Origin of the sequence: Staphylococcus sp. HMSC062A01 (assembly GCF_001836805.1) — a bacterium.
Lineage (GTDB): Bacteria > Bacillota > Bacilli > Staphylococcales > Staphylococcaceae > Staphylococcus > Staphylococcus haemolyticus.
In genome coordinates this window covers 20,335-28,107 of sequence record NZ_KV830647.1, presented here as the reverse complement: position 1 = coordinate 28,107, position 7,773 = coordinate 20,335, and the positions used below count along the sequence as shown (strand labels likewise).

Genomic DNA, 7,773 nt, shown 5'->3' with positions numbered 1-7,773 from the left:
TCTCTTTAACAACATCTTTTATTCTTAAGTATGCATTTTCTACATCTTCAGCATTTAAAGTTGTCTTCACAGTCATTTTATCTCAACCTTTATTTTTGTTTTCATATTGTTCTATTAAATCTTCATATTCTAATGTTATGGCTATATCATCTAAACCATTAACTAATTTATGTTTCCATGTTTCATCAATTTGAAAGTTAAATGATTTATCATTAGCTGAAACAGTTTGATTTGGTAAATCAATGGTAATTTCTTTTTGAGAAGCTAAATGTTTTCTCTCGTTTTCACCTAAAGTAATAGGTAACATGCCATTTTTTGTACAATTCATAAAGAATATGTCACTAAAGCTACCAGCTATAATAATATTGAATCCATAATCTTTTAAAGCCCACGCAGCATGTTCACGACTTGAACCACAACCAAAATTGTCACCAGTGATCAAAATAGTAGCACCAGAGTATTCAGGTTTATTCGGATTAAAATCTGGATTATTTGTACCATCAGGAAGGTATCTCCACTCGTCAAATGCAAAAGGACCGAAACCACTTTTAGTTATTCGTTTAAGATGTACTTTGGGAATAATTTGGTCAGTATCAATATTGTCATTAAACAATGGTACAACTTTTCCTGTATAAGTTGTAATAGGTTGGATATCCATTACTAAACAACCACCTTTCTAACATCTACAAATCTACCTTTAATAGCCGCTGCAGCAGCCATAGCAGGGGACACTAGATGCGTTCTAGCGCCTTTACCTTGTCTTCCTTCAAAGTTACGATTGCTCGTAGAGGCACAATGTATGCCTTCAGGTACTTGATCAGGATTCATACCTAAACACATTGAACAACCTGGTTCTCTCCATTGAAATCCTGCATCTTTAAATATTTTGTCCAAACCCAATGCTTCGGCTTCTTTTTTAACTGAGCGAGAGCCAGGTACAACGATTGCAGTTATTTTTGGATGGACTTGTTTACCCTTAACGATTCGACTAGCTTCTACTAAGTCTGATAATCTTGCATTAGTACAAGAACCTAAGAACACATAACCTAAATCAATATCTTCAGCTTTTTGGCCTGGTTTTAAGCCCATATATTGATAAGCGCGTTCATCATTAATATTTTTAATTTTGGGGAAAGGTGTATTAAAACTAACACCCATTTCAGGATTTGTTCCCCATGTAACTTGAGGTTCTAAATCTGTAACTTCAAGTTTGATAACTTTATCAAATTTAGCATCGGCATCAGTATATAATTGACGCCAATCATTGATAGAACGGTCAAAATTTTGAGCATATTTTCTGCCATTGACATAAGCAAATGTCGTTTCATCTGGTTGCATCAATCCATATTTAGCACCAGCTTCAATAGCCATGTTGCAGATAGTCATTCTAGCTTCCATAGACAGAGATTTAATCGTTTCACCTGTAAATTCAATAGCGTACCCAGTACCAAAATCCACACCATATTGACTAATAAGATACAAGATAATATCTTTCGCATAGACGCCTTTTGGTAATTGACCTGTAACGTCTATCTTTAAATTTTTAGGTTTAGTTTGCCAAAGTGTTTGAGTAGCAAATACATGTTCAACTTCACTTGTCCCAATACCAAATGCAATTGCACCAAAGGCCCCATGCGTGGCAGTATGTGAATCACCACAAACGATTGTTTTTCCAGGTTGAGTGAGACCTGTTTCTGGACCTACCATGTGAACAATACCTTGTTCATCAGAACCCATATCAAATAATTGAACACCAAATTCTTTTGCATTCTTTTGAAGAGTAGTAATTTGTTTGTTCGCAATTTCATCTTTAATATTAAAAATATATATTGTAGGAACATTATGATCTAAAGTTGCAAATGTTAAATCAGGACGTCTCAATTTACGATTTTGAAGTCTTAAACCTTCGAAAGCTTGTGGAGAAGTCACTTCATGAATTAAGTGTAAATCAATATATAATAATTGAGGTTCACCTTCATTCCCGGTTAAAACATGTTTATTCCAAACTTTATCGAATAACGTTTGTCCCATAAAAGCATTCCCCCTTATTAATAATTCTTTTTTAATTCATTGAATATATCTGATGTAGTATAGTGCCCATTTAAATCTTTAGTTGTTTTACCATCTTTAATAAGTTGATATACATCCTGTTCTAGTTCAGACGCCGCATCATCAAAGTTAAAACTTTCACGTAAACACATTGCTAATGAGAGTATCATACCAAATGGGTTAGCTAGATTTTGATTTGCAATGTCGGGTGCTGAACCATGTATAGGTTCATAAAGTCTTGGTCCTTCTAAACTAAAACTTGCAGAAGGTGATAAACCTAATGAACCTGGAATGGTAGAAGCTTCATCACTTAAAATATCTCCAAATAGATTTTCAGTAACAATGACATCAAAATTAGTAGGTTGGGAAATTAACTGCATGCTACAAGCATCAACTAGTAAATGATTCACTTTAACATCAGGAAATTCATGACTAATTTCATTAATAGTTTGACGCCAAAGTTTACTTGTAGCTAACACATTTTCTTTATCAACTGATGTTAATTTTTTCTTTCTTTGAGATGCTAATTCAAAAGCTACCCTTGCAATACGTTCAATTTCCTTTTTAGTATAAGTTAGTGAGTCTAGTGCACTTTGATTATCAATATGCCGTGGTTCACCAAAATATAAGCCACTAGTTAATTCTCTCACTATGATAAAATCCGTTCCTTTGACACGTGATTCTCTAATTGGAGAAAAATGACTTGTACCTTCAGTAACTTTAGTAGGTCGTATATTGGCGAACAAACCTAGAGATTTACGTAATGCTAATAATCCTTGCTCAGGTCTATTATTAGGATCAGTCCATTGAGGACCACCTACAGCACCCAATAAAATTGCGTCAGCATTTTTACAAGCATTTAAAGTATCATCAGGAAGGGGAACACCATGCGAATCTATGGCTGCACCTCCAAAATCATAAGATGTTAATTGATAATCAAATTTATATTTTTTACTGATTAGTTCTAATAATTCTAACGTACCACTTAAGATTTCTGGTCCTATTCCATCACCAGGCAAAGCTACAATATTATAAGTCATTACAGATTACCTTCCTTTTTGTGAATTTCATTAGCGTATTTAGCATGTGCTTCTACATATGCTTTGCAAGAGGCATATAACACATCATAATCAATACCAATACCATTAACAGGTTGACCTTCAATAGTTAATGAAACATGTACTTCTGCTTGAGCGTCGGTACCTTCAGTGACAGAATCAATACGGTAATCAATGAGTTCACTTTTATGTTTAAAAATTCGATCAACTGCATTATATATAGCCACAATTGAACCAGTTCCTATACTTGAATCTTGATAAATATTACCATTTTTATCTTTTATAACGACAACAGCACTTTGTAAACCATTGGAAACAAACTGTAATTGAAGCGTATCAACTTGATAAATTGCATTTTGCTCATGTTCAGTACCTTGGATAATCGCATGTATATCTCGATCAGTTACACTTTTCTTTTTATCGGCAATGGCTTTGAATTGTTTAAATAATTCAGCCTGATTTTGTGGTTCAATATCGTATCCTAAAGATTTCAATTTTTCAGCAAAAGCGTGTTTACCTGATAGCTTACCAAGAGGTAAATCATTTTTACTTATACCAACAAGTTGTGGCGTCATGATTTCATAAGTTTCTGGATTTTTTAAAACACCATCTTGGTGAATGCCAGACTCATGACTAAAAGCATTTTGACCAACAATGGCTTTATTTCTAGGAACGCGTATGCCAGCATAACGAGATATAATATCAGAAGTGTTTTTTGTTTCTGATAGTTTCAATCGTGTTTCATTGCCATAGTGATCTTTACGGACATACAGTGCTAAAGCTAATTCTTCTATAGCAGTATTGCCTGCTCGTTCACCGATGCCATTTACTGTTCCTTCGATTCGTGTGGCACCATTTTCAATAGCAGCCAGACTATTAGCAACTGCCATTCCTAAATCATCATGACAATGTGCACTATAAGTAATGTTTTGTTTAGAGTTAATGTTCTCAATCAAGGTTTTAAAAATTCGACCATATACATTTGGATAACTATAACCGACTGTATCTGGGATATTAATGATTGTAGCACCACAGTCTACTGCCATCTGTACGCATTTTATTAAGAAATCTGTATCAGTTCTTGTAGCATCCTCAGGTGAAAATTGAACGACATCAAAGTATTGTTTGGCGTAACTGACGTGCGCTTTAATTGATTCCAAAACCTGTTGTTGAGTCATTTTGAGTTTATGCGTTAAGTGAATAGGTGAAGTTGCTATAAAAACGTGAATAACTGGTTTTACAGCATCTTTTGTAGCTTCATAAACAGCATCGATATCTGATTTTTTACAGCGTGCTAAACCACATACAGCTGTTTTAGTTAAAGTATTTGATATAGCTTGAACAGACTTAAAGCTACCAGCACTTGAAGCAGGAAAACCTGCTTCAAGTATATCCACACCCCACGTTTCTAACTGTTTGGCAATCTTTAATCGCTCATCAAAAGAAAAGTTAACTCCAGGTGTTTGTTCACCGTCTCTTAATGTTGTATCAAAAATTTGAATATGGCTTTCCATCGTTAACAACCCCTTAGCTTTTATTTTTGAATACTTTTAGATTTAATGAATGGCATCATTTTTCTTAATTCACGACCAACTGCTTCAATTTCATGACCGTGTTGTTGTTCACGTAATTTATAGAATTCTTTAAAGCCATTTTCATTGTCTTTAACAAAGCTATTTGCAAAATTACCATTTTGAATATCTTTTAATACTGCTTTCATATTGTCTTTAACATCAGGAGTGATGACTCTAGGTCCTGAAACATAGTCACCATACTCTGCTGTGTTAGAAATTGAGTAACGAACGTTCTCCATACTGCCTTCATACATTAAATCAACAATTAACTTCATTTCATGTAATACTTCGAAATATGCTAATTCTTTTTGATAGCCCGCTTCAACTAAAGTTTCAAAGCCACTTTGGATTAATTTATGAATACCACCACAAAGTACTGCTTGCTCACCGAATAAATCTGTTTCAGTTTCTTCTTTAAATGTTGTTTCAATTACACCTGCACGCGTAGCTCCAATACCTTTTGCATAACTTAATGAAATATCGCGTGCTTGACCAGTAGCATCTTGTTGTACACCAAATAGTGCTGGTACAGCAGTTCCTTCAACAAAGGTACGTCTTACTAAATGACCAGGTCCTTTAGGAGCTACTAAGAAGACATCAACATCTTTAGGTGGTTTGATAACTTCAAAGTGGATATTAAAACCATGCGCAAATGCTAGGGCATTTCCAGCTTCTAAGTTAGGTTCAATTTCATTTTTATAGACATTTCCTTGGATTTCATCTGGCAATAACACCATGATGACATCTGCTTGTTTAACAGCTTCTGCAACTGGATAAACATCGAAGCCATCTTCTTTAGCTTTATCAAAAGAATGACCAGGGCGAATACCAACAATAACGTCATAACCATTGTCTTTAAGGTTTTGTGCATGCGCGTGTCCTTGTGAACCGTAACCGATAATTGCAATTTTTTTACCTTGTAATGCATCTTTCTCAACAGATTGATCATAATAAACTTTAGTCATATTACATTCCTCCAAAAATTTAAATAACTTAATATTTAGAATATTCTTAAAATTTTAGATAAAGAAATTATCTAAATTATGTGATGTTAGTGGTGATTTATTTAATTATACTAGCGCATCAATGTACAGCTTATCTCAGTTATGACTAATATCTTGAACTTCGAGTACACTGACTTGTTTTTTTAACTTCGCAATTAAAATTTTAAATATAGCTTCATCTTCAATATCTGCAGTAATTTGCATATCAGAGATACCTTTTTCTTTAGATGGTTTAACTGTTAATTCATTAATATTATATTGTAGTCTAACGAATGCACTTGTAATTCTGTTTAATGTGCTCACTTGATCGGTTACTTTTAAATGTAAAATTCGTTTCATTCTAACCCCTCCATTTCATGGTTCGCTTTGCCACTTGGAATCATAGGATTAACTGGTTCAGTAGGTGAGATTCTCACTTCGATTAGCGCAGGTCCACTATAATTAAATGCTGAATCAAGTGTTTTAGTTAGTTTATTTGGATGATCAACTAAGAAACCTTTAACACCATATGCTTCTGCCATCTTCATGAAGTCAGGTTGATCATTAAATACTGAATGAGAGAATCGATGGTTAAAGAATTTATCTTGCCACTGTTTAACCATACCTAATGTGCCATTATTGATTAGAACGATTTTTACATTGAGTCCGTATTCAGGCAGTAACGCTATTTCCTGATTTGTCATTTGAAAACCACCATCACCAACAAAGCAAATAACTGTTTTATCGGGTTCAGCTAATTGAGCACCGATAGCTGATGGAATACCAAAGCCCATAGTACCTAAACCACCGCTAGTAACCCATTGACCATGATGTTTGAATGGATAAAATTGAGCTGCCCACATTTGATGTTGACCAACATCAGTAGTAACTATAGCTTCACCGTTTGTAATTTTTCCTATATATTCAATAGCTTCTTGAGGTTTGCAAAATGTGGCATCAGCTTTTTTATATTTAAAAGGATGTTTGTGCTTATTCTCAATACAATGGTTAACCCAGTGTTCATGGGAAGTTTTATTTGTAAATTTTTGAGATAAAGCTTCTAGTACTTTTTTGCAGTCAGCAACTATCCCTAGGTCAGTCGAAATCACCTTGTTAATTTCTGATTCATCAATATCCACATGAACTACGGTTGCATGAGGAGCAAATTCATTAGGATTACTTGCTAATCTATCATCAAACCGACTACCTAAATTAATTAATAAATCACATTCAGTTAAAGCCATATTACTTGCATAGGAGCCATGCATACCACCCATACCTAGAAATAGTGGATTGTCATAAGGAATAGCTCCCAGACCTAAAAGTGTAGTAGCTACTGGAATTTGATGTTTGGTTACAAATTGAGTTAATAATTCATTAGATTGTGAATGATTGATGCCAGCGCCTGCTAAGATAAGTGGTTGTTTTGCATTCTCTAAATATTGAATTAATTGACTAATATCTTTATCTTTAGGATTTTCAATGACATTATATGCCGGTAAGTCCACCTCATTTACAAGTGGTGCGGATGTTTTAAGCACACCCATATCTTTAGGAAAATCTATAACTACAGGGCCTTTGCGTCCAGAATTTGCTAAGTAAAATGCTTCATGAATGATTCTTGGAATATCATTTACATTTTTAACTTGGAAATTAGCTTTTGTAATTGGTGTAGTCATAGAAAGTAAATCTGCTTCTTGAAAAGCGTCTTTACCAATTCCTGGTGTTGCTACTTGTCCAGTGAATACAACTAAAGGGAGGGAATCACAGTACGCATCTGTTATACCGGTAATAGCATTTGTAGCGCCAGGACCACTTGTTACAACCACTACACCTGTTTTGCCAGATACTCTTGCATAACCTTCTGCAGCATGAGTAGCACCTTGTTCATGTCTTGCTAAGATGTGTTTAATTTTACCATCATAGAAAGTGTCGTATAATGGTAAAACTGCGCCACCAGGATAACCGAATATGAAATCAACACCTTCATGTAATAATGCCTCTACTAAAAGTTCTGAACCGGATCTGAAATTATTATTTGCGTCTAAATCACTATCTACTTTTAGACTAGTTTGTTTTGAATAGTCCATAGCATCAGGACTTACTATG

Annotated in this window: 7 protein-coding genes; all 7 read right to left on the bottom strand. The window is 34.4% G+C overall.

Annotated elements, in window-relative coordinates:
• Nucleotides 1–82 precede the first annotated feature (82 nt).
• Nucleotides 83–658, bottom strand: a complete 576-nt coding sequence (leuD, locus tag HMPREF2715_RS11580; RefSeq protein ID WP_070840157.1) for a 3-isopropylmalate dehydratase small subunit — start codon at nt 656–658, stop codon at nt 83–85.
• 2 nt (nt 659–660) lie between these two features.
• Nucleotides 661–2,031 carry a 3-isopropylmalate dehydratase large subunit gene (gene leuC / locus HMPREF2715_RS11575; RefSeq protein WP_070840155.1) on the bottom strand — a complete coding sequence of 457 codons (1,371 nt, stop codon included), beginning with the start codon at nt 2,029–2,031 and terminating at the stop codon, nt 661–663.
• A gap of 17 nt (nt 2,032–2,048) precedes the next feature.
• Complete coding sequence (leuB, locus tag HMPREF2715_RS11570) at nt 2,049–3,089, bottom strand: 3-isopropylmalate dehydrogenase (RefSeq protein WP_053025138.1); 1,041 nt, start codon at nt 3,087–3,089, stop codon at nt 2,049–2,051.
• A complete protein-coding gene (locus HMPREF2715_RS11565; protein ID WP_070840153.1) occupies nt 3,089–4,621 on the bottom strand; it encodes a 2-isopropylmalate synthase in 1,533 nt (510 codons plus the stop codon). Before HMPREF2715_RS11565 ends, leuB begins: the two co-directional genes overlap by 1 nt.
• Nucleotides 4,622–4,641: 20 nt before the next feature.
• A complete protein-coding gene (gene ilvC, locus HMPREF2715_RS11560; RefSeq protein ID WP_070840151.1) occupies nt 4,642–5,646 on the bottom strand; it encodes a ketol-acid reductoisomerase in 1,005 nt (334 codons plus the stop codon).
• Nucleotides 5,647–5,781: 135 nt separating this feature from the next.
• Nucleotides 5,782–6,024, bottom strand: coding sequence for an ACT domain-containing protein (locus HMPREF2715_RS11555; protein WP_049426572.1), 243 nt, complete (start codon nt 6,022–6,024; stop codon nt 5,782–5,784).
• Entirely contained in the window at nt 6,021–7,754 is a 1,734-nt protein-coding gene (gene ilvB / locus HMPREF2715_RS11550; RefSeq protein WP_053025141.1) for a biosynthetic-type acetolactate synthase large subunit, read from the bottom strand. Before ilvB ends, HMPREF2715_RS11555 begins: the two co-directional genes overlap by 4 nt.
• Nucleotides 7,755–7,773: the final 19 nt, after the last annotated feature.